Genomic DNA, 20,996 nt, shown 5'->3' on the forward strand with positions numbered 1-20,996 from the left:
AAAACGAAAGAGGTTTTATTTGCATGAAAAACAAGCCGATCATTATTGGTGTAACGGGCGGATCTGGAAGTGGAAAAACAAGTGTCAGCCGCGCGATTTACAATCGGTTTCCTAATCATTCGATCATGATGCTGGAGCACGATTCTTATTATAAAGACCAAAGCGATATCAGCTTTGAAGAACGTCTAACAACAAATTACGATCATCCTTTTGCTTTTGATACGGATTTGCTGATTGAACACTTAAAAGAATTAACCAATTATCAATCGGTAGAAGTGCCGATCTACGATTACGTAGCCCATACGCGCAGTAGTGAAGTGTATGTTCAAGAACCCAAAGAAGTGATTATTCTAGAAGGAATTTTGATTTTAGAAGATGAACGTCTGCGGGACATGATGGATATTAAAATTTACGTTGATACGGACGATGACATTCGGATCATTCGCCGGATCAAACGGGATATGAACGAACGCGGCCGGACATTAGAATCAGTTATCGAACAATATTTGACCGTTGTCAAACCGATGTACCACCAGTTCATCGAACCAACCAAACGCTACTCAGATATCATCGTGCCAGAAGGTGGCGAAAATCACGTAGCGATTGACTTGATCGCGACCAAAGTTGCCAGTTTTTTAAATCATGAATAAAAGAACGGGTTCGACAGCATTTGTCGGACCTTTCTTTGACGCAAAAAAGGAGCTGGGACATTAATTTGTCTCAGCTCCTATTCCCGTATAAACGTTGGGTCAGAAGTAGCTTCTTCGGAAATAAGCCGAAATTTCACAAAAATTTGTGGAACAATTTTCGGAAATCCCGTCTTATTTCTCGAAGCTGAACACTTCTGTCCCAACCTCCTGTTTCGCTTATCACTCAAAAACTGAGTGAGTTCGCAAAACTTTTATTATGATGCGGCCGAGAAGACTCGAACTTCCACGGTATTGCTACCACTAGCGCCTGAAGCTAGCGCGTCTGCCAATTCCGCCACGACCGCAAATAAAGTACTTTTCTATTTTAGCACAAAAAAATATTCATGCCAGCTTTTGAATACGATCAAAAAAAATCCCGACTCACAAGCGAGCCGGGAAAAAATTTATATTTTATAAATAGTATTTTTTAGCAACAGTTAAGTCATCGTTCAAGTCATAAACCAATGGTTGACCTGTTGGGATTTCTAAGTCCATGATGTCTTCGTCAGAAATACCTTCGATGTGTTTAGCTAATGCACGTAGTGAGTTACCGTGAGCAGCAACTAAAACCGTTTTGCCGTCTTTCAAAGCAGGAGCGATTTCGTCTTGCCAGAAAGGTAATGCACGTTCCAAAGTAACTTTCAAGTTTTCGCCACCAGGAATGTCGCGAGGGTCTAACATTGAATAACGACGGTCTTGAGCTGCTGAACCTTCGTCAGTTGCTTCCATCAATGGAGGCAATACGTCGTATGAACGGCGCCAGATGTGAACTTGTTCGTCCCCGTATTTTTCAGCGGTTTCTTTTTTGTTCAATCCTTGTAATTTACCGTAGTGACGTTCGTTTAAGCGCCAAGATTTGATCGTTGGTACCCAAAGTTGGTTAGAGTATTCTAAAATGTAGTCACAAGTTTTGATCGCACGAGTTAAAACAGAGGTATAAGCTACATCAAATTCAATTCCTGCTTCTTTGATTTTACGGCCGCCTTCTTTTGCTTCTTCGACACCTTCTGGAGCCAAATCAACGTCTGCCCAGCCAGTAAATTGGTTCAATTTGTTCCATTCACTTAAGCCGTGACGAGAAAAAACTAATTTTGGCATATTATTCTCTCCTTTTGAAATTTCTGAAATTTTCAATTCCTGAATCATTGTACAATTTTTTTAGCAAGATTTCCATTAAATCGCGTGTCTTTTCGATTAATTAGGGAAGATTTACAAATTATCTGACAAAAAAATGTGAAAATACTCGAAAACTATTTTTCGGATTACCGAGTAGGGACTTCCAGTGTTTTTGGTCCTTCCGGTGTACCCACGATCACACGTGAAATCATATCAATAAATAAGCCATGCTCAACAACACCGACACATTTGTCTAATTCGTCTGCTAATGCACGAGGGTCTTCAATCACCTCTAAATGCAAATCAATAATATGATGGTCGCCGTCAGTTAATAAAATTTCTCCGGCATCCGTTTTGCGCCAAGTAGGATTGTAGCCTTTTGCTTCAAACAGGCGGAAAAGGTTATGACTACCGAAAGGCACGACCTCTACTGGTAATGGGAAATCGCCCAGCTTATTGACCATTTTACTTTCGTCTACGATCCAGATACATTCTTTAGAATATGTGGCCACTACTTTTTCAAACAGTAATGCTGCGCCGCCGCCTTTAATCCCTTGAAAATCATCGCTGATTTCGTCGGCACCATCGACGGTTAAGTCTACGGATTCAACTTCGTCGATGGTTTTTAATGGAATGCCCAGCTCTTTGGCTTGTTCTTCAGTTCGAATAGAAGTGACTACTCCTGTGATCTGCAAGTCTTCTTCTTTAACTCGTCGCCCTAGTTCTTTTACGAAATAGTACGCAGTCGAACCAGTTCCCAGCCCCACGATCATACCATCTTTGACATATGTTGCCGCTTCAATACCAACCAATTCTTTCAAATTCATTGAAATATCCCACCTTCTGATAAGTTTACGTTTATTGTAATCGCTGAAAAAGGAAAAAGATAGCCTTTTCAGTAGAAATAACTAAAAAGCGAATCCGCTTTATCGATTTGTCTGAAAGTATTTAGCTGGATAAAGTGAAGGGAATAAAATTTTTCTTATTTGATTAAAAGCAAAAGAGAAGACGGGACAAATCTATTTGTAAGAAAAAAGTCTTTAGAGTTTGTTGACAGCTAAAACTAACCATGGTATGCTATCAAAGGTGCTTTGTGAACAGGTCTCTCAAATGAGACGTGCTGACTGTGTCGAAGTACGCTTGATAGAGAATGCAGGGATGCATTATTTTTTATCGCTGAAAAAGAACCACCAGGATGTGTGGTACTAGACAGTGAATCGAGGAAGGAGGAAACAAGGAATGCCTACAATTAATCAATTAGTACGTAAACCTCGTAAATCAAAGGTGGAAAAATCAAATTCACCAGCATTGAACAAAGGATATAACAGCTTTAAAAAAGCTCAAACAAACGTAAACTCACCACAAAAACGTGGAGTTTGTACACGTGTGGGGACTATGACGCCTAAGAAACCTAACTCAGCGTTACGTAAATATGCTCGTGTTCGTTTGTCAAACTTAATCGAAGTAACAGCTTATATCCCAGGGATCGGTCATAACTTACAAGAACATAGTGTTGTTCTTTTACGTGGTGGTCGTGTAAAAGACTTACCAGGGGTACGTTACCATATCGTTCGTGGTGCACTAGATACTGCCGGTGTTAACGATCGTAAACAAAGCCGTTCTAAATACGGTACTAAAAAACCTAAAGCTTAAATCAAACGAATAGATAAAGACATATTTTCGGAAGGAGGAGTTACGTATGACTCGTAAAGGAATGATTGCAAAACGCGACGTTTTGCCAGATCCTATGTATAACTCTAAGCTAGTAACTCGTTTGATCAACCGTGTAATGGTTGACGGAAAACGTGGTACTGCTACAAATATCGTATACAGCGCTTTTAATACAATCAAAGAATCAACAGGGAATGATCCATTGGAAGTTTTCGAACAAGCAATGGAAAACATCATGCCTGTACTAGAAGTTAAAGCTCGCCGTGTTGGGGGTTCGAACTATCAAGTACCAGTTGAAGTACGTCCAGAACGTCGTACTACTTTAGGCTTACGTTGGGTTGTGAACTACGCTCGTTTACGCGGTGAACACACAATGGAAGAACGTTTAGCAAAAGAATTGATGGATGCTGCAAACAACACTGGAGCTTCTGTTAAAAAACGCGAAGATACACACAAAATGGCGGAAGCCAACCGTGCATTTGCTCATTATCGTTGGTAAGATTTTTTTGCCGGCTTCGGTCGGCAAAAAAGACTCAACTGTACTACATTTAATTTAAGAGAGGAGCAAACTAAGAAATGGCAAGAGAATTTTCTCTAGACAATACACGTAATATCGGGATCATGGCCCACGTCGATGCAGGTAAAACGACAGCGACTGAGCGTATCTTGTACTACACTGGTAAAATCCATAAAATTGGTGAAACCCACGAAGGGGCTTCTCAAATGGACTGGATGGAACAAGAACAAGAACGTGGTATCACGATCACTTCTGCTGCGACAACTGCACAATGGAAGGGTCACCGCGTAAACATCATTGATACCCCAGGACACGTGGACTTCACAATCGAAGTTCAACGTTCATTACGTGTACTTGACGGTGCGGTAACTGTTTTGGACTCACAATCAGGTGTAGAACCACAAACAGAAACTGTTTGGCGTCAAGCAACAGAATACCAAGTTCCACGTATCGTATTCTGTAATAAAATGGACAAAATCGGTGCTGACTTCCTTTATTCAGTAAGCACTTTACATGATCGTCTACAAGCGAATGCTCATCCAATCCAATTACCAATTGGTGCTGAAGATGACTTCACTGGGATCATCGACTTAGTTAAAATGAAAGCTGAAATCTACACAAACGACTTAGGAACTGAAATCCAAGAGACTGAAATTCCTGAAGAGTATAAAGAACAAGCTGAAGAATGGCGTGAAAAATTAGTAGAAGCAGTTGCTGATACTGATGAAGACCTAATGATGAAATTCTTGGAAGGTGAAGAAATCACTGAAGAAGAATTAAAAGCTGGTATCCGTAACGCTACTCTATCTGTAGACTTTTACCCAGTTTTATGTGGATCAGCCTTCAAAAATAAAGGTGTTCAATTGATGTTGGATGCAGTCATCGACTATCTTCCAGCGCCAACTGACGTTAAAGCAATCCAAGGTTTCAATCCTAAAACAGACGAAGAAACTGAACGTCCAGCTGATGATTCAGCTCCATTCTCATCACTAGCGTTTAAAGTTATGACTGACCCATTCGTAGGTCGTCTAACATTCTTCCGTGTTTATTCAGGTGTCTTGAACTCTGGTTCATACGTGTTAAATGCTTCTAAAGGCAAACGCGAACGTATCGGACGTATCCTACAAATGCACGCGAACACTCGTAAAGAAATCGAAACGGTTTACTCTGGAGATATCGCAGCAGCTGTTGGTTTGAAAGATACAACAACTGGGGATACACTTTGTGATGAAAAAGCGCCAGTTATCTTAGAATCAATCGAATTCCCTGATCCAGTTATCGAAGTCGCTGTTGAACCTAAATCAAAAGCTGACCAAGATAAAATGGGTGTTGCTTTACAAAAACTTGCTGAAGAAGATCCTTCATTCCGCGTTGAAACAAACGTTGAAACTGGCGAAACTGTTATCGCTGGTATGGGTGAACTTCACTTAGACGTCTTAGTTGACCGTATGCGTCGTGAATTTAAAGTCGATGCTAATGTCGGCGCGCCGCAAGTATCTTATCGTGAAACATTCCGTGCTGCGACAAATGCAGAAGGTAAGTTTGTACGTCAGTCTGGTGGTAAAGGTCAATACGGTCACGTATGGGTCGAATTTACGCCAAACGAAGAAGGTGCTGGCTTCGAATTCGAAAACGCGATTGTCGGTGGTGTGGTTCCTCGTGAATACATCCCAGCAGTTGAAAAAGGATTAGAAGATGCAATGGCTAATGGTGTCTTAGCTGGCTATCCATTAGTTGATATTAAGGCGAAACTTTATGATGGTTCATACCATGATGTCGATTCAAATGAAACGGCCTTCCGTGTGGCTGCGTCTATGGCGCTACGTGCTGCTGCGAAGAAAGCGAAACCTGCAATCCTTGAACCAATGATGAAAGTTACGATTACTGTTCCAGAAGATTACTTAGGTGATGTTATGGGTCACGTAACTGCTCGTCGTGGACGTGTTGAAGGAATGGAAGCACATGGTAACTCACAAATCGTTAACGCTATTGTGCCGTTAGCTGAAATGTTTGGTTATGCAACAACGCTTCGTTCTTCTACTCAAGGACGCGGAACATTCATGATGGTCTTTGACCACTATGAAGATGTACCGAAATCAGTACAAGAAGAAATCATTAAGAAAAACGGCGGAAAAGCTGAATAATTCTTAAAAGGTAATTGAATTTTGATTGAATTTTCACTAAAGCATCTATATTTTTAGTGGGAATTCATGTAAAATTACTTACTGATGATATAGGGTCGTGTCGCTTTTGGCGGCACGGACTTATCAGATAAAAAAACTAACTCAATTCAGGAGGAACATTTTAAATGGCTAAAGAAAAATTTGACCGTTCAAAACCCCATGTAAACATTGGTACTATCGGACACGTTGACCATGGTAAAACAACTTTAACTGCTGCAATTACAACTGTACTTGCTAAACAAGGCGGAGCGGAAGCAATGGACTACGCTCAAATCGACGGAGCACCTGAAGAACGCGAACGCGGAATCACTATCAACACTGCTCACGTGGAATACGAAACAGAAAACCGTCACTATGCTCACGTTGACTGCCCAGGACACGCGGACTACGTTAAAAACATGATCACTGGTGCCGCTCAAATGGACGGAGCTATCTTAGTAGTTTCTGCTGCTGATGGCCCTATGCCTCAAACACGTGAACACATCTTGTTATCTCGTAACGTTGGTGTTCCTTACATCGTTGTATTCTTAAACAAAATGGATATGGTTGATGACGAAGAATTACTAGAATTAGTTGAAATGGAAGTTCGTGACTTATTGTCAGAATACGACTTCCCAGGCGACGACACTCCAGTTATCGCTGGTTCAGCTTTGAAAGCCTTAGAAGGCGACGCTTCATACGAAGAAAAAATCTTAGAATTAATGGCTGCTGTTGACGAATACATCCCAACACCAGTTCGTGATACTGACAAACCATTCATGATGCCAGTCGAAGACGTATTCTCAATCACTGGTCGTGGTACTGTTGCAACTGGTCGTGTTGAACGTGGACAAGTTCGCGTCGGCGACGAAGTTGAAATCGTAGGTATTGCTGAAGCAACTGCTAAAACAACTGTAACAGGTGTTGAAATGTTCCGTAAATTGTTAGACTACGCTGAAGCAGGCGACAACATCGGTGCATTATTACGTGGTGTTGCACGTGAAGACATCCAACGTGGACAAGTATTAGCTAAACCAGCTTCAATCACTCCACATACAAAATTCTCTGCAGAAGTTTACGTTTTAACTAAAGAAGAAGGCGGACGTCACACTCCTTTCTTCACTAACTACCGTCCTCAGTTCTACTTCCGTACAACTGACGTAACTGGTGTAGTTGATCTACCAGAAGGTACTGAAATGGTAATGCCTGGTGATAACGTAACTATGGAAGTTGAATTAATCCACCCAATCGCGATCGAAGACGGAACTCGTTTCTCTATTCGTGAAGGCGGACGTACTGTTGGTTCAGGCGTTGTATCTACAATCCAAGCTTAATCAACCTTACAGTTAAATTGTGCTCATACGTAAAGAGTCATCGGCTTGCCGATGGCTCTTTTTTTGACTATCAAGGAAGTATAAATTTTTAAATGAATAAATCGCTTTACAGCAGGTCTAGCCGTGTCCGGCTTCGCGAAAGTCTTTCTCATTTTGCAAATAGAGAAATGTTTTTAACGGGATGGCTCTGAAGTGGGATTCGTTTATAAATCGCGATTAATTTAGTAGGATAGGGAGAAGGTTTTTAAAGGAGATGAATGAAATGATTCTTATGCCATTGCCTCATTATGGCTTTGATCCGACGGAAGCGGCGGTACCATGGAAATATTTAGCTGAACGAGGAGTGAAAATCGTTTTTGCTACGCCAGATGGGAAACCCGCGGCAACGGATGAACGATTGATTACCGGTAAAGGTTTCGGACCCTTCAAAAAATTTTTGATGGCAACACCGGAAGCAATCACGGCATATCGAGAAATGTCTAGGAACAGTGCTTTTCAGCAACCGATTCAATACGCGTCGATCGCTACGGAAAAGTATACGGCTATTTTATTACCCGGTGGTCATGATAAAGGGATGAAGACGTATTTGGAATCGAGCATTTTACAAACGAAGGTGGCCGAATTTTTTACGAGTCAAAAATTAGTTGGCGCGATTTGTCATGGGACTGTTTTGGCGGCACGGGCAACGGACCCGCAAACGAAGCATTCCGTCCTTTATGAGTATCAAACGACTGCGCTATTGAAGAATCAGGAAATGGGGGCGTATTATTTAACCGCTTTATGGCTGAAGGATTATTACCGAACCTATCCCGTGACGGTAGAAGCTGAAGTGAAATCTGTTTTAAAATCACCGGAGCAATTTCATACGGGCAGTTTTTCAGTGAAAAGAGATTCTGAGACTGATGAATCGCCGGCGTTAGTCGTAGAGGATCGGAATTATCTTTCTGCTCGCTGGCCAGGAGATGCTCATACTTTCGCGAAAAAATTTTTTCAGCGGTTGCAAGAGATGGAATGATTGGCCTCTTTATATAGAAGGAAAATAATTTTGTCTAGCATCGTTTTCTGAAAACAATAGGAAAAATCAGATTTTGACTAGAAAATCCTTGCAATCACAGACCTCCTATTATATAATCATAAAGGTGCTGTTTACAGAAGTGTGAAACACACTGGGGGGTTCGTAAAAGAATCCGCCGGCTTTGAAACGAGAGGTTGCGACACGCCCGGACGCTTTGCCACGAACGAGCGTGACGGAGATTTTCGTGGAGCTATGTCTACTTTTAAAATAGGCGAAGGAGGGAACAAGATGGCAAAACAAAAAATTCGTATCCGTTTAAAAGCGTATGAACATGGTATTTTAGATCAATCAGCGGATAAAATCGTGGAAACTGCAAAAAGAACTGGAGCTAGTGTATCTGGTCCAATTCCATTACCAACTGAACGCAGTCTTTACACAGTTATTCGTGCGACTCATAAATACAAAGATTCACGCGAACAATTCGAAATGCGGACTCACAAACGTCTAATCGACATTGTGAACCCAACACCGAAGACAGTCGATGCTTTAATGAAGCTTGACTTACCATCAGGTGTGAATATTGAAATCAAACTATAATAAGAAGATGGAGGTGTAATCATGACCAAAGGAATCTTAGGGAAAAAAGTGGGAATGACACAAATCTTCACTGAATCTGGCGAACTTATTCCAGTTACTGTAATCGAAGCTACTCCAAACGTTGTTTTACAAGTGAAAACAATGGAAAACGATGGTTACGAAGCAGTTCAATTAGGTTACCAAGATATGCGTGAAGTTTTGTCTAACAAACCTGCGAAAGGTCATGTTGCAAAAGCAAACACGGCTCCTAAGCGCTTCATTCGAGAATTCAAAGATGTTGAGCTAGGAGACTATGAAGTAGGTAAAGAAGTGAAAGTTGATACTTTCCAAGCTGGAGACATCATTGATGTTACCGGAACGACTAAAGGTAAAGGATTCCAAGGCGTTATCAAACGTCACGGACAAAGCCGCGGCCCAATGGCTCACGGTTCTCGTTACCACCGTCGTCCTGGATCTATGGGTCCTGTTGCACCAAACCGTGTATTTAAAAATAAAAAATTAGCTGGCCGTATGGGTGGCGATCGCGTAACAATTCAAAACCTTGAAGTTGTTCGTGTTGACGCTGAACGTAACGTTATCTTAGTTAAAGGCAACGTACCAGGCGCTAAAAAATCTTTAATCACTATCAAATCAGCTGTAAAGGCTAAATAATTCGTTATAGGAAAGGAGGAACTAAGGAATGCCAACTGTAGCATTATTCAAACAAGATGGAACTCAAAACGGTGACATCACTTTAAATGAAGAAATCTTCGGAATCGAACCTAATGAAAGTGTTGTATACGATGCAATCGTGATGCAACGTGCTTCATTAAGACAAGGAACACACGCTGTGAAAAATCGTAGCGCAGTTCGTGGCGGTGGCCGCAAACCATGGCGTCAAAAAGGAACTGGACGTGCTCGTCAAGGTTCTATCCGTTCACCACAATGGCGTGGAGGTGGTATCGTCTTCGGACCTACACCACGTTCATACAGCTACAAACTTCCTAAAAAAGTTCGTCGCTTAGCAATCAAATCTGTTTTATCAGAAAAAGTTGCGGAAAATAACTTAGTTGCTGTTGAAGCGTTAAGCTTTGATGCTCCTAAAACAAAAGAATTCAAACAAGTTCTTACTGGCTTGTCAATTGATTCTAAAGTATTGGTTGTATTGGAAACAGAAAACGAAGTTGCAGGCTTAGCTGCTCGTAACTTGTCAAACGTAACTGTAACTACTTCAAACAACGTTACTGTATTAGATGTAGTCGCTAATGATAAAATCTTAGCAACGCAAACTGCTCTTACTCAAATTGAGGAGGTGCTTGCATAATGAACTTACTAGACGTAATCCAACGCCCAGTGATCACTGAAAAATCGATGTTAGACATGGATGAAAAGAAATATACTTTCGAAGTGGACACTCGCGCAAATAAAACTTTAGTTAAACAAGCGGTTGAAGCTGCGTTTGACGTAAAAGTTAAAAACGTAAACATTATGAATGCTAAACCAAAAGCAAAACGTATGGGTAAATACCAAGGCTTCACTAAAAAACGTCGCAAAGCTGTTGTGACTTTAACTGAAGACTCAAAAGAAATCCAGCTTTTCGACGCTGCTGAATAAGCACAAGATTAGCGATTAATACAGGAGGGAAACAGACGTGGCGATTAAGAAGTATAAACCAACCACAAATGGCCGTCGTAATATGACAAGTTCTGATTTCGCTGAAATCACAACTTCAACACCTGAAAAAACGTTGTTAGAGCCATTAAAAAACAATGCCGGTCGTAACAACAACGGTCGCATCACTGTACGTCATCAAGGTGGCGGACATAAACGTCAATACCGTGTTATCGACTTCAAACGTAACAAAGATAACGTGGTTGCTACAGTTAAAACGATCGAATACGATCCAAACCGTTCAGCAAACATTGCATTAGTTCATTATACAGACGGAGTGAAAGCTTATATCTTAGCCCCTAAAGGCTTAGAAGTTGGCATGACAGTCGTATCTGGAACAGATGCAGACATCAAAATCGGAAACACATTACCACTTGAAAACATTCCAGTTGGTACTGTTATCCACAACGTTGAAATGAAACCAGGCAAAGGCGGACAATTAATCCGTTCAGCTGGTACAAGTGCTCAAGTACTTGGTAAAGAAGGAAAATACGTATTAGTACGTTTAAACTCTGGCGAAGTTCGTATGATCTTAGCTACTTGCCGTGCAACTATCGGTTCTGTTGGTAACGAACAACACGAATTGATCAACATCGGTAAAGCTGGTCGTTCTCGTTGGATGCGCAAACGTCCAACTGTACGTGGTAGCGTAATGAACCCTAACGATCACCCACACGGTGGTGGTGAAGGTAAAGCTCCAGTCGGACGTAAAGCTCCGGTATCTCCATGGGGTCAACCTGCATTGGGTTACAAAACACGTAATAAGAAAGCTGCATCAGACAAGCTTATTATTCGTCGTAAGACTAAATAATCAAATTGACTATGTGTCGCATATTTTGAGAGGAGGTACACCATGGGTCGTAGTTTGAAAAAAGGACCTTTCGCTGATGATCATTTGATGAAAAAGATCGAAGCACAACAAGGTGTTGAAAAGAAAAAAGTTATTAAAACTTGGTCTCGTCGTTCAACAATTTTCCCTAACTTTGTAGGATTTACAATTGCTGTTTATGACGGACGCAAACATGTACCAGTTTACATCCAAGAAGACATGGTAGGACATAAATTAGGTGAATTTGCACCATCAAGAACATATCGTGGGCATGCTGCTGACGATAAGAAAACAAGACGTTAATACTGAGGGGAGGATATCAACATGGCAGAACAAATTACATCAGCTAAAGCAATTGCGAAGACAGTTCGCACTTCTCCTCGTAAAGCACGTTTAGTAATCGATCTTATCAGAGGAAAAAGCGTAGCAGAAGCAATTTCAATCTTGAAATTCACACCAAACAAATCTGCAGGAATCATTGAAAAAGTAATGATGTCAGCAGTTGCTAACGCAGAAAACAACTTTGACTTAGATGTTGAAAACTTGGTAGTTTCTGAAGCATTTGTTAACGAAGGACCGACAATGAAACGTTTCCGTCCACGTGCAAAAGGTTCAGCTTCACCAATCAACAAGCGTACAAGTCATATTACCGTTGTGGTATCAGAAAAATAAGGAGGGATAATCAGTGGGACAAAAAGTAAATCCTATTGGAATGCGTGTAGGCATCATCCGTGAGTGGGATGCTAAATGGTATGCCGAAAAAGAGTATGCTGAATTTCTACACGAAGATTTGAGAATCCGTAAGTTCATCGCAACTAGACTTGCTGATGCCGCTGTGTCAACTGTTGAAATCGAACGCGCTGCAAACCGCGTAAACATTTCAGTTCACACTGCTAAACCTGGTATGGTTATCGGTAAGGGCGGTTCTGAAGTCGAAAGCCTAAGAAAAGAATTAAATAAATTAACTGGTAAACGAGTTCACATCAACATCGTTGAAATCAAAAAACCAGATCTAGATGCAAAATTAGTCGGCGAAGGTATTGCACGTCAATTAGAAAATCGTGTTGCTTTCCGTCGTGCGCAAAAACAAGCGATCCAACGCACAATGCGTTCAGGCGCTAAAGGAATCAAAACTCAAGTATCTGGTCGTTTGAATGGTGCGGATATCGCTCGTTCAGAAGGATACTCTGAAGGAACAGTTCCTCTTCATACATTGCGTGCCGACATCGACTACGCTTGGGAAGAAGCAAACACAACATACGGAAAACTAGGAGTTAAAGTGTGGATTTACCGTGGAGAAATTCTTCCTACAAAGAAAAACACTGAGAAAGGAGGGAAATAAGCATGTTAGTACCTAAACGTGTAAAACACCGTCGTGAATTCCGTGGAAAAATGCGCGGAGAAGCTAAAGGCGGTAAAGAGATTGCTTTTGGTGAATTCGGCTTACAAGCTGTAGAATCACATTGGATCACCAACCGTCAAATCGAAGCTTCACGTATCGCTATGACTCGTTACATGAAGCGTGGTGGGAAAGTATGGATCAAAATTTTCCCTCATAAATCATATACATCTAAAGCGATCGGCGTACGTATGGGTAAAGGTAAAGGTGCTCCTGAAGGATGGGTTTCACCAGTTAAACGCGGCAAGATCATGTTTGAAATCGCCGGTGTTCCTGAAGAAGTAGCTCGCGAAGCATTACGTCTTGCTTCTCACAAATTACCTATGAAAACGAAGATCGTAAAACGTGAGGAAATGGGTGGTGAATCGAATGAAGGTTAAAGAAATCAGAGAATTAACCACTGCCGAAATGCTAGATCAAGAAAAACAATTAAAAGAAGAATTGTTCAATCTTAGATTCCAATTAGCAACAGGTCAATTAGAAAACACTGCACGTATTAAAGAAGTACGTAAATCGATTGCACGCATTAAAACTGTGTTGCACGAACAAGCTGACAAATAGTGGAAGGAGGCCATTTCCAGTATGACTGAAGAAAGAAATCAACGTAAAGTTTATCAAGGACGCGTGGTATCTGACAAAATGGACAAAACGATCACTGTTGTCGTTGAAACCCAAAAGAATCACCCAATCTACGGTAAACGTATGAAGTATTCTAAAAAATACAAAGCTCACGATGAAAACAATGAAGCAAAAATTGGTGATATCGTGAAAATCATGGAAACTCGTCCATTATCAGCTACCAAACGTTTCCGTCTGGTTGAAATCGTTGAAAAAGCAGTGATTATCTAATCACACGAGATTTTCCTATATAGATGTTTTTTAAATCTGAAAGGAGGATACACAAGTGATCCAAGCAGAAAGCCGTTTAAAAATCGCGGACAACTCAGGCGCCCGTGAAATTTTAACTATTAAAGTTCTTGGCGGATCTGGTCGCAAAACTGCCAATATCGGTGATGTGATTGTTGCTACGGTTAAACAAGCAACGCCAGGTGGTGTTGTCAAAAAAGGTGAAGTTGTCAAAGCCGTTATCGTTCGGACTAAATCAGGCGCTCGCCGTACTGATGGTTCTTACATCAAATTTGATGAAAATGCAGCTGTTATCATTCGTGATGACAAGAGCCCAAGAGGAACACGTATCTTCGGACCTGTCGCTCGTGAACTACGCGAAGGCAATTTCATGAAGATCGTTTCATTGGCACCGGAAGTATTATAATCGAAAGATTCAACCAAAGGAGGTGCGCAACAGTAATGTTCGTTAAAAAAGGCGATAAAGTAAAAGTTATCTCTGGTAAAGACAGAAATAAAGAAGGCGTAGTTTTAGAAGCCCTTCCTAAAAAAGATAAAGTCGTTGTTGAAGGTGTTAATGTCGTTAAAAAACATCAGAAAGCCTCTCAAACTGCCCCTCAAGGCGGTATCGTTGAGGTCGAAGCACCAATTCACGCTTCAAATGTTATGGTCATCGACCCTTCAAATGGAGAAGCGACACGCGTTGGCTACAAAGTGGTTGACGGCAAGAAAGTCCGCGTTTCTAAAAAAACCGGCGAAACTCTAGATAAATAATTAAACAAGGAAGGAGGATCTTATAGATGAACCGCCTAAAAGAAAAATTTGTAAGTGAAATTACACCATCTTTGATGGAAAAATTTAACTATGATTCAGTTATGGAAGTTCCTAAAGTTGAGAAAATCGTCATCAACATGGGTGTTGGTGATGCGGTATCAAACGCAAAAAACTTAGACAAAGCTGTTGAAGAATTAGCCTTGATCGCTGGTCAAAAACCAATCATCACTAAAGCTAAAAAATCAATCGCTGGTTTCCGTTTACGTGAAGGAATGCCTATCGGTGCGAAAGTAACACTACGCGGAGAAAGAATGTATGAATTCTTAGACAAATTAGTGACTGTGTCACTTCCACGTGTACGTGACTTCCACGGAGTAAGCAAAAAATCCTTTGATGGCCGCGGTAACTTTACTTTAGGTGTCAAAGAACAATTGATCTTCCCTGAAGTAGATTATGATTTAGTTGATAAAGTCCGTGGTATGGATATCGTTGTTGTTACAACTGCGAAAACCGATGAAGAATCACGCGAATTATTAACACAACTTGGAATGCCATTCCAAAAATAATCAAGGAGGCGAAAAAATTGGCTAAAAAATCAATGATTGCTAAAAACAAACGCCCTGCAAAACATTCAACGCAAGAATATACTCGCTGCGAACGTTGCGGACGTCCACATTCAGTTTATCGTAAATTTCATCTTTGCCGTATTTGCTTCCGCGAACTTGCCTACAAAGGTCAAATTCCCGGCGTGAAGAAAGCAAGCTGGTAAAATAAACTCGCATAAAGGAGGTAAACAGTTCAATGGTCATGACAGATCCAATTGCAGATTTTCTAACTCGTATTCGTAATGCCAACATGGTAAAACACGATACAGTTGAAGTACCTGCTTCAAAAATCAAACGTGACATCGCCGAAATCCTTAAACGTGAAGGTTTCGTACGTGATGTTGAATATATCGAAGATGACAAACAAGGCATGATCCGTGTGTTCCTTAAATACGGTAAAAATGACGAACGTGTTATCACGAACTTGAAACGTATTTCTAAACCAGGCTTACGTGCTTACGTCAAAGCTGACGAAGTACCAAAAGTATTAAACGGTTTAGGTATCGCAATCATCTCTACTTCTGAAGGTTTAGTAACTGATAAAGAAGCAAGAGGCAAAAACGTCGGCGGCGAAGTCTTAGCTTACGTTTGGTAATATCAAACAATCCATGAGGAGGTGTCTTTAAGTGAGCCGTATTGGTAATAAATTAGTCGTTTTACCTGCAGGAGTTGAAGTAACTCAAAACGGAAACGATGTAACTGTTAAAGGACCTAAAGGTGAATTAACGCGTACTTTTTCTGCTGATATCAAAATGAGCATCGAAGGAAACGAAGTAACGTTCACTCGTCCAAACGACAGCAAAGAAATGAAAACAATCCACGGAACAACTCGTGCAAACTTCAATAACATGGTTGTTGGTGTTTCAGAAGGGTTCCAAAAAGCATTAGAATTAATCGGGGTTGGGTACCGTGCGCAATTACAAGGATCAAAACTTGTATTGAACGTTGGTTACTCTCATCCAGTTGAGATCGTAGCACCAGAAGGCGTTACAATCGAAGTTCCTGCGAATACGCAAGTAATCGTTAAAGGATCAAACAAAGAAGTAGTAGGCGAATTAGCTGCGAAAATCCGCGGAACTCGTCCTCCAGAACCTTATAAAGGCAAAGGTATTCGTTATGTTGGCGAATATGTACGTCGTAAAGAAGGTAAAACTGGTAAATAGTAGGTCAAACCTACTTGCGGCCTAGGCCAGCTTAAACAAAGAGGTGACAATTGTGATTTCAAAACCAGATAAAAATAAGACACGCCAAAAACGCCACATGCGCGTTCGCGGTAAGATCTCTGGTACTGCTGAGTGCCCACGCTTGAACGTTTTTCGTTCTAACAAAAACATCTACGCGCAAGTAATTGATGACGTAGCGGGTGTGACGCTTGCAAGTGCCTCTGCCTTGGATAAAGAAATTTCAGGTGGAACAAAAACTGAACAAGCACAAGCTGTTGGGAAACTAGTAGCAGAACGTGCTTCTGAAAAAGGTATTAAGAAAGTAGTCTTTGACCGTGGTGGATACCTTTACCATGGCCGTGTAGCAGCTTTAGCTGAAGCAGCACGCGAAAATGGACTAGAATTTTAGGAGAAGGAGGAACACCATTCATGGTTTATATCGATCCAAATCATTTGGAATTAGAAGACCGCGTAGTAGCGATCAACCGTGTTACTAAAGTTGTTAAAGGTGGACGTCGTCTACGTTTTGCGGCATTAGTTGTTGTCGGTGACAAAAACGGTCACGTAGGCTTTGGTACTGGTAAAGCACAAGAAGTACCTGAAGCGATTCGTAAAGCAATCGAAGATGCTAAGAAAAACCTAGTCGAAGTACCGATGGTAGGAACAACGCTTCCTCACGAAGTTATTGGTGTATTCGGCGGTGGACGTATCTTGATGAAACCTGCTGTAGAAGGTGCCGGAGTTGCTGCTGGTGGACCAGTTCGTGCCGTCTTGGAATTAGCTGGCGTTGCCGATGTAACTTCTAAATCTTTAGGTTCAAACACACCGATCAACGTTGTTCGCGCAACTGTTGAAGGATTGACTCAATTGAAAAAAGCAGAAGACGTTGCAGCATTACGCGGCATCTCTGTAGAAAACTTAGCTAATTAAGGAGGACGAATGTAATGGCTGAATTAAAAATTACTTTAAAACGCAGTATTATCGGACGTCCTCAAAACCAACGTGACACTGTTAAAGCGTTGGGTCTGAAAAAAATGAATAGCACTGTCGTTAAACCTGCTAATGATGCAATCAAAGGTATGGTTAACACAGTCTCTCATTTAGTGGACGTAGAAGAAGTTTAATCAAATAATGATGATTACAATCTAAGGAGGTGCCCTATATAATGAAACTTCATGAATTACAACCTGCCGAAGGTTCACGTAAAGTTCGCAATCGCGTTGGACGTGGTACTTCATCAGGTAACGGAAAAACATCTGGACGTGGTCAGAAAGGTCAAAAGGCTCGTTCAGGCGGTGGTGTGCGTTTAGGTTTTGAAGGTGGTCAAACGCCTTTATTCCGTCGTTTACCAAAACGCGGATTTACGAATGTAAACCGCAAAGAGTACGCTGTAATCAATTTAGATGTCTTAAATCGTTTTGAAGACGGAACTGAAGTAACTCCTGTTGCTCTAGTTGAAGCTGGAATCGTGAAAAACGAAAAAGCCGGAATCAAAGTTTTAGGAAACGGATCATTAGACAAAAAACTAACCGTTAAAGCAGCGAAATTCTCGAAACATGCTCAAGAAACAATTGAAGCTGCTGGTGGTTCAATCGAGGTGATTTAATGTTCAAACTTTTAAAGGATTCTTTCAAAGTTCAGAACATCCGATCACGGATTTTGTTCACCGTTTTAATGCTTCTAGTTTTTAGGCTAGGTGCTCAGATCACTGTACCAGGAGTTGACGCACATGGGTTGCAAGGCCTGAGTGAAATGCCATTTTTCAGAATGTTGAATTTGGTCAGCGGCTCAGCTATGCAAAACTTTTCGATCTTCTCGATGGGGGTTTCCCCTTATATCACTGCTTCAATTGTTATTCAATTGTTACAGATGGATATTGTTCCTAAGTTCGTTGAATGGTCAAAACAAGGGGAAGTTGGACGTAAGAAGTTGAATCAGGCAACACGCTATTTGACTTTAGTCTTGGCTTTTATTCAGTCTGTTAGTATTACAGCTGGATTTGATTATTTTGCACAATTTGGTTTTGTGCCAAATCGCAATGTTCAAACCTTCGTTACGATTGGGTTGATTCTAACAGCAGGTACCATGTTCGTAACTTGGCTGGGAGAACAAATCACTGAAAAAGGAATTGGAAATGGTGTTTCGATGATTATCTTTGCAGGGATTATTTCCCGCTTACCGCAAAGTATCAAAGATATCTTCGATGATTATTTCGTAAATATCGATCCTAGTGATATTTGGAAATCAGTGATTTTCGTGGTGATTTTATTGATTGCTATTATCTTGATTGTCGTTTTTGTAACGTACTTTCAACAAGCAGAAAGAAAAATCCCTATTCAATATACTAAGCAAGTCGCAGGGGCACCAACGAGTAGTTATCTACCATTAAAAGTAAATGCTGCCGGTGTTATCCCAGTTATCTTTGCCAGCTCGTTTATTGCTACGCCCAATGCGGTGTTGCAAGCATTAGCCAGCAGATATCAAGCGGAAGGCTGGTACGATGTTTTAACGAAGTTATTCAGTTATAACACAGTTCCAGGTGCTGCGATTTATACTGTTCTGATTGTTGCTTTCACCTTCTTCTATGCTTTTGTTCAGGTCAATCCTGAAAAATTAGCAGAGAACTTACAAAAGCAAGGAAGTTATATTCCTCGCGTAAGACCAGGTAAAGGAACGGAAGAATATGTTTCTGCAATTTTGATGCGTTTAAGTGTAGTAGGTGCTATCTTCTTAGGACTGATCGCCTTGATTCCAATTATCGCGCAAATGGTTTGGAACTTGCCTCAATCAATCGGTTTGGGTGGTACAAGTCTTTTGATCGTAGTTGGTGTCGCATTAGAAACTGCGAAACAACTAGAAGGACTCATGCTGAAACGACGCTATGTCGGCTTCATGGATGGAGAATAGATTCGTGTGTTGAGGGTTTTCCTCAACGCCGGTCTTTACCAGTTTTACTACTTGCTTTGGCAAGTGAGTAAAAAGGTATGCGTATCAAATGAAAAGATGATTTTTCATTGTACGTATACAAATATTTAGGAGGGAAAACAATGAACCTGATCTTAATGGGACTGCCTGGAGCAGGCAAAGGAACACAAGCAGAAAGAATCGTTGCAACGTACAATATTCCACACATCAGCACGGGGGATATGTTCCGAGAAGCAATCAAAAACGAGACAACACTCGGATTGAAAGCAAAATCATATATGGATGCAGGGGATTTGGTTCCAGATGAAGTTACGAACGGTATCGTTAAGGAACGTTTAGCTCAACAAGACACTGAAAAAGGTTTCTTGCTGGATGGATTTCCTCGTACTTTAGATCAAGCCAAGGCATTAGCTGAAATGTTAACCGACTTGAACAAAAAGATTGATGCTGTAATTGACATTCAAGTAGCAGAAGACGTGTTAGTTGAACGTTTAGCAGGACGCTTCATGTGCCGCAATTGTGGCGCGACTTATCATAAAATCTTTAACCCTACGAAAGTAGAAGGAACTTGCGACCGCTGTGGCAGTCATGAGTTTTATCAACGTGAAGATGATAAGCCTGAAACAGTTAAAAATCGTTTAGCTGTCAATGTTAAAAACAGCGAACCAATTTTAGCTTATTACGATGAAGAAGGTTTGTTATATCCAGTTAATGGAGATCGTGAAATTGATGCCGTATTTGCGGATGTAGAAAAGATTATCAATAAATAATTTGCCTACCAACTTGAGATGCAGTTTATCTTGCCAAGTTCGATGTTTTATGATAGAATTTGTCAGTCCGACTTCTAGCTATTTTAGGAGTTAGCTTAAGAATTAAGGTGGGAACTGCAGTTTCCGCCATTTTATCGTGTGAAAATGCGAAACAACTACAAGGAGGTACTCTGCGTGGCAAAAGAAGATATGATTGAAATCGAAGGAACAGTCGTCGAAACTTTGCCGAATGCAATGTTTAAAGTCGAATTGGAAAACGGACACGAAGTTCTTGCACACGTATCTGGTAAAATCCGGATGTATTACATTCGAATCTTACCTGGAGATAAGGTTACAGTAGAACTTTCTCCCTATGATTTGAGCCGTGGTCGCATTACCTATCGCTTTAAGTAAGTTGTACTCCGTAAAACTTCAGGAGGTATAATCATGAAAGTAAGACCATCAGTAAAACCAATGTGTGAACATTGTAAAGTTATTCGTCGTAACGGACGAGTTATGGTGATTTGCCCAGCAAACCCAAAACATAAACAACGTCAAGGATAATTGGAGGTGTAATTAAGTATGGCTCGTATTGCAGGAGTAGATATTCCTCGTGATAAACGCGTAGTAATTTCCCTTACTTATATTTTCGGTATTGGTAATACTACAGCGAAACAAATTTTAGCCGATGCAGGTGTTTCTGAAGATGTTCGTGTACGTGACTTAACGAACGAACAAACAGACGCTATCCGTGCTGAAGTTGATAAATTAAAAGTTGAAGGCGATCTTCGTCGTGAAACTAACTTAAATATCAAGCGTTTGATGGAAATCGGTTCTTACCGTGGAATCCGTCATCGTCGTGGCTTGCCAACTCGTGGACAAAACACGAAGAACAACGCTCGTACTCGTAAAGGCCCAGCTCGCGCTATCGCCGGCAAGAAAAAATAATTAGTGA

34 protein-coding genes and 1 tRNA gene are annotated in these 20,996 nt (G+C 41.0%); 32 read left to right on the forward strand and 3 right to left on the reverse strand.

From position 1 onward, the window contains the following. Positions 1–23: 23 nt before the first annotated feature. The gene (gene udk / locus IGI54_RS00640) at positions 24–650 is read left to right on the forward strand and encodes a uridine kinase (RefSeq protein ID WP_071861736.1); all 627 of its coding nucleotides are present in this window, start codon (positions 24–26) and stop codon (positions 648–650) included. A 260-nt stretch (positions 651–910) separates the two neighbouring features. On the opposite strand, the gene IGI54_RS00645 is transcribed toward udk, so the two are convergent. The 3 genes from IGI54_RS00645 to rpiA form a co-directional block, all read right to left on the reverse strand. Beyond that, positions 911–994: transfer RNA gene (locus tag IGI54_RS00645), tRNA-Leu, on the reverse strand. A 106-nt stretch (positions 995–1,100) separates the two neighbouring features. After that, positions 1,101–1,787 carry a 2,3-diphosphoglycerate-dependent phosphoglycerate mutase gene (gene gpmA, locus IGI54_RS00650; RefSeq protein ID WP_071861735.1) on the reverse strand — a complete coding sequence of 229 codons (687 nt, stop codon included), beginning with the start codon at positions 1,785–1,787 and terminating at the stop codon, positions 1,101–1,103. A gap of 164 nt (positions 1,788–1,951) precedes the next feature. Continuing rightward, positions 1,952–2,632 (reverse strand): ribose-5-phosphate isomerase RpiA, encoded by a 681-nt coding sequence (gene rpiA, locus IGI54_RS00655; RefSeq protein WP_071861734.1) that lies wholly within the window; start codon positions 2,630–2,632, stop codon positions 1,952–1,954. Positions 2,633–3,044: 412 nt separating this feature from the next. Between rpiA and rpsL the strand changes: the two genes are divergently transcribed. The 31 genes from rpsL (at position 3,045) to rpsM (ending at position 20,989) form a co-directional block, all read left to right on the forward strand. After that, positions 3,045–3,458 carry a 30S ribosomal protein S12 gene (gene rpsL, locus IGI54_RS00660; protein ID WP_010742744.1) on the forward strand — a complete coding sequence of 138 codons (414 nt, stop codon included), beginning with the start codon at positions 3,045–3,047 and terminating at the stop codon, positions 3,456–3,458. Between the two features lie 46 nt (positions 3,459–3,504). Further along, positions 3,505–3,975, forward strand: a complete 471-nt coding sequence (gene rpsG, locus IGI54_RS00665) for a 30S ribosomal protein S7 (protein WP_071861733.1) — start codon at positions 3,505–3,507, stop codon at positions 3,973–3,975. 77 nt (positions 3,976–4,052) lie between these two features. Continuing rightward, entirely contained in the window at positions 4,053–6,137 is a 2,085-nt protein-coding gene (gene fusA / locus IGI54_RS00670; RefSeq protein ID WP_071861732.1) for an elongation factor G, read from the forward strand. A 164-nt stretch (positions 6,138–6,301) separates the two neighbouring features. Beyond that, positions 6,302–7,489, forward strand: coding sequence for an elongation factor Tu (gene tuf / locus IGI54_RS00675; RefSeq protein ID WP_071861731.1), 1,188 nt, complete (start codon positions 6,302–6,304; stop codon positions 7,487–7,489). Positions 7,490–7,751: 262 nt separating this feature from the next. Further along, positions 7,752–8,504 carry a type 1 glutamine amidotransferase domain-containing protein gene (locus tag IGI54_RS00680; RefSeq protein WP_430620865.1) on the forward strand — a complete coding sequence of 251 codons (753 nt, stop codon included), beginning with the start codon at positions 7,752–7,754 and terminating at the stop codon, positions 8,502–8,504. A gap of 288 nt (positions 8,505–8,792) precedes the next feature. After that, positions 8,793–9,101 (forward strand): 30S ribosomal protein S10, encoded by a 309-nt coding sequence (gene rpsJ / locus IGI54_RS00685; RefSeq protein ID WP_010756438.1) that lies wholly within the window; start codon positions 8,793–8,795, stop codon positions 9,099–9,101. A gap of 21 nt (positions 9,102–9,122) precedes the next feature. Then, a complete protein-coding gene (gene rplC, locus IGI54_RS00690; protein ID WP_071861729.1) occupies positions 9,123–9,752 on the forward strand; it encodes a 50S ribosomal protein L3 in 630 nt (209 codons plus the stop codon). A gap of 28 nt (positions 9,753–9,780) precedes the next feature. Then, positions 9,781–10,404, forward strand: a complete 624-nt coding sequence (gene rplD / locus IGI54_RS00695; protein ID WP_071861728.1) for a 50S ribosomal protein L4 — start codon at positions 9,781–9,783, stop codon at positions 10,402–10,404. Further along, positions 10,404–10,694: a 50S ribosomal protein L23 gene (locus IGI54_RS00700; RefSeq protein WP_071861727.1), complete on the forward strand. Its 291-nt coding sequence runs from the start codon at positions 10,404–10,406 to the stop codon at positions 10,692–10,694. Before rplD ends, IGI54_RS00700 begins: the two co-directional genes overlap by 1 nt. 37 nt (positions 10,695–10,731) lie before the next feature. After that, on the forward strand, positions 10,732–11,562 hold the full coding sequence (gene rplB, locus IGI54_RS00705) for a 50S ribosomal protein L2 (RefSeq protein ID WP_071861726.1): 831 nt from the start codon (positions 10,732–10,734) through the stop codon (positions 11,560–11,562). Between the two features lie 42 nt (positions 11,563–11,604). Further along, a complete protein-coding gene (gene rpsS, locus IGI54_RS00710; RefSeq protein WP_016179475.1) occupies positions 11,605–11,883 on the forward strand; it encodes a 30S ribosomal protein S19 in 279 nt (92 codons plus the stop codon). Positions 11,884–11,904: 21 nt separating this feature from the next. Next, positions 11,905–12,252: a 50S ribosomal protein L22 gene (gene rplV / locus IGI54_RS00715; RefSeq protein WP_071861725.1), complete on the forward strand. Its 348-nt coding sequence runs from the start codon at positions 11,905–11,907 to the stop codon at positions 12,250–12,252. A 13-nt stretch (positions 12,253–12,265) separates the two neighbouring features. Beyond that, positions 12,266–12,922: a 30S ribosomal protein S3 gene (gene rpsC / locus IGI54_RS00720; protein WP_071861724.1), complete on the forward strand. Its 657-nt coding sequence runs from the start codon at positions 12,266–12,268 to the stop codon at positions 12,920–12,922. 2 nt (positions 12,923–12,924) lie between these two features. Further along, entirely contained in the window at positions 12,925–13,359 is a 435-nt protein-coding gene (gene rplP / locus IGI54_RS00725; RefSeq protein WP_010742757.1) for a 50S ribosomal protein L16, read from the forward strand. Then, positions 13,349–13,540: a 50S ribosomal protein L29 gene (gene rpmC, locus IGI54_RS00730; protein ID WP_071857881.1), complete on the forward strand. Its 192-nt coding sequence runs from the start codon at positions 13,349–13,351 to the stop codon at positions 13,538–13,540. Before rplP ends, rpmC begins: the two co-directional genes overlap by 11 nt. Before the next feature lie 21 nt (positions 13,541–13,561). Next, positions 13,562–13,828 (forward strand): 30S ribosomal protein S17, encoded by a 267-nt coding sequence (gene rpsQ, locus IGI54_RS00735; protein ID WP_010782055.1) that lies wholly within the window; start codon positions 13,562–13,564, stop codon positions 13,826–13,828. Positions 13,829–13,883: 55 nt separating this feature from the next. Then, on the forward strand, positions 13,884–14,252 hold the full coding sequence (gene rplN, locus IGI54_RS00740; protein WP_010782054.1) for a 50S ribosomal protein L14: 369 nt from the start codon (positions 13,884–13,886) through the stop codon (positions 14,250–14,252). Between the two features lie 35 nt (positions 14,253–14,287). After that, positions 14,288–14,599: a 50S ribosomal protein L24 gene (rplX, locus tag IGI54_RS00745; protein ID WP_071861723.1), complete on the forward strand. Its 312-nt coding sequence runs from the start codon at positions 14,288–14,290 to the stop codon at positions 14,597–14,599. 26 nt (positions 14,600–14,625) lie between these two features. Further along, positions 14,626–15,165: a 50S ribosomal protein L5 gene (gene rplE, locus IGI54_RS00750; protein ID WP_071861722.1), complete on the forward strand. Its 540-nt coding sequence runs from the start codon at positions 14,626–14,628 to the stop codon at positions 15,163–15,165. Positions 15,166–15,182: 17 nt separating this feature from the next. Next, positions 15,183–15,368, forward strand: coding sequence for a type Z 30S ribosomal protein S14 (locus IGI54_RS00755; protein ID WP_028020384.1), 186 nt, complete (start codon positions 15,183–15,185; stop codon positions 15,366–15,368). Positions 15,369–15,400: 32 nt separating this feature from the next. Then, positions 15,401–15,799: a 30S ribosomal protein S8 gene (gene rpsH, locus IGI54_RS00760; protein WP_016179477.1), complete on the forward strand. Its 399-nt coding sequence runs from the start codon at positions 15,401–15,403 to the stop codon at positions 15,797–15,799. Positions 15,800–15,830: 31 nt separating this feature from the next. Continuing rightward, positions 15,831–16,367, forward strand: coding sequence for a 50S ribosomal protein L6 (gene rplF / locus IGI54_RS00765; protein ID WP_216429765.1), 537 nt, complete (start codon positions 15,831–15,833; stop codon positions 16,365–16,367). Positions 16,368–16,419: 52 nt separating this feature from the next. Then, the gene (gene rplR, locus IGI54_RS00770; protein ID WP_083507461.1) at positions 16,420–16,776 is read left to right on the forward strand and encodes a 50S ribosomal protein L18; all 357 of its coding nucleotides are present in this window, start codon (positions 16,420–16,422) and stop codon (positions 16,774–16,776) included. A 20-nt stretch (positions 16,777–16,796) separates the two neighbouring features. Next, positions 16,797–17,297, forward strand: coding sequence for a 30S ribosomal protein S5 (gene rpsE / locus IGI54_RS00775; protein ID WP_071861720.1), 501 nt, complete (start codon positions 16,797–16,799; stop codon positions 17,295–17,297). 14 nt (positions 17,298–17,311) lie between these two features. After that, complete coding sequence (gene rpmD, locus IGI54_RS00780; protein ID WP_010747202.1) at positions 17,312–17,491, forward strand: 50S ribosomal protein L30; 180 nt, start codon at positions 17,312–17,314, stop codon at positions 17,489–17,491. A 41-nt stretch (positions 17,492–17,532) separates the two neighbouring features. Further along, on the forward strand, positions 17,533–17,973 hold the full coding sequence (rplO, locus tag IGI54_RS00785; RefSeq protein ID WP_010742768.1) for a 50S ribosomal protein L15: 441 nt from the start codon (positions 17,533–17,535) through the stop codon (positions 17,971–17,973). Next, the gene (secY, locus tag IGI54_RS00790; RefSeq protein WP_071861719.1) at positions 17,973–19,274 is read left to right on the forward strand and encodes a preprotein translocase subunit SecY; all 1,302 of its coding nucleotides are present in this window, start codon (positions 17,973–17,975) and stop codon (positions 19,272–19,274) included. The genes rplO and secY overlap by 1 nt, the downstream gene beginning before the upstream one ends. 140 nt (positions 19,275–19,414) lie before the next feature. Next, positions 19,415–20,062 carry an adenylate kinase gene (locus IGI54_RS00795; RefSeq protein WP_071861718.1) on the forward strand — a complete coding sequence of 216 codons (648 nt, stop codon included), beginning with the start codon at positions 19,415–19,417 and terminating at the stop codon, positions 20,060–20,062. A 174-nt stretch (positions 20,063–20,236) separates the two neighbouring features. Next, positions 20,237–20,455: a translation initiation factor IF-1 gene (gene infA / locus IGI54_RS00800; protein WP_010742771.1), complete on the forward strand. Its 219-nt coding sequence runs from the start codon at positions 20,237–20,239 to the stop codon at positions 20,453–20,455. A gap of 33 nt (positions 20,456–20,488) precedes the next feature. After that, a complete protein-coding gene (rpmJ, locus tag IGI54_RS00805; RefSeq protein WP_010742772.1) occupies positions 20,489–20,605 on the forward strand; it encodes a 50S ribosomal protein L36 in 117 nt (38 codons plus the stop codon). An 18-nt stretch (positions 20,606–20,623) separates the two neighbouring features. After that, a complete protein-coding gene (gene rpsM, locus IGI54_RS00810; RefSeq protein WP_084133244.1) occupies positions 20,624–20,989 on the forward strand; it encodes a 30S ribosomal protein S13 in 366 nt (121 codons plus the stop codon). Positions 20,990–20,996: the final 7 nt, after the last annotated feature.

The organism is Enterococcus sp. DIV0800 (genome assembly GCF_050559735.1).
Lineage (GTDB): Bacteria > Bacillota > Bacilli > Lactobacillales > Enterococcaceae > Enterococcus_A > Enterococcus_A devriesei.